General features: G+C 39.9%; 1 protein-coding gene. It reads right to left on the bottom strand.

Annotated elements, in window-relative coordinates; genetic code table 11:
• Window positions 1–422 (bottom strand): transposase (locus AAEZ02_RS21785; protein ID WP_502959602.1); only part of this gene is annotated, 422 nt, incomplete at its 3' end.
• Window positions 423–592 lie beyond the last annotated feature (170 nt).

Here is a 592-nt window from a genome sequence, read left to right on the forward strand (position 1 = left end):
CGCATAAACCAACTGATATCAATTAAGCGCTTACGGTATTCGGTAATGCATTCATTAACCGTTTGAAGCTCAAACTGATTAAGCTCCTCTTCTTTTAGGTATTTGTGTGTGAGTAACGTGCCTTTAAAGCCTTTGTGCCACTGTATAAACACTTCTTTATCTGACCACAGCTTCGCTTTGTCAGCATCGACTTTTATAACCACATGTAAGTGATTACTCATCACGACATAAGCACAGATATCAATAGCAAAGACGGTCGCTAACTCTAGAATGCGCGAATCAACCCATTCACGCCGATGCTCATAATTTTCACCCGTTGAGTTATCTATTCCACACAAGAATGCCTTACGTACCACACGAGAACAGCAGTGGTAGTAAGGTGTATCTTCTAGGCTAACGATAGTTTGTCTTGGTCTAGCCATCTTAGATTACCATGTCGATAAAACGTAATTAAAGCCTAGTCGAGTGTTTACTACTTAGCCAATTGGAATGAGTGGCCATGCTATTTATTGGTAACAACTTACTTTTGTCGCTTGAGTTGGATGCATAGCATCCATAAACAATATAGGCTCATCAACTACTTCAGACTTTA

Source organism: Shewanella sp. T24-MNA-CIBAN-0130, assembly GCF_040310185.1.
GTDB classification, from domain to species: Bacteria; Pseudomonadota; Gammaproteobacteria; order Enterobacterales; family Shewanellaceae; genus Shewanella; species Shewanella psychromarinicola.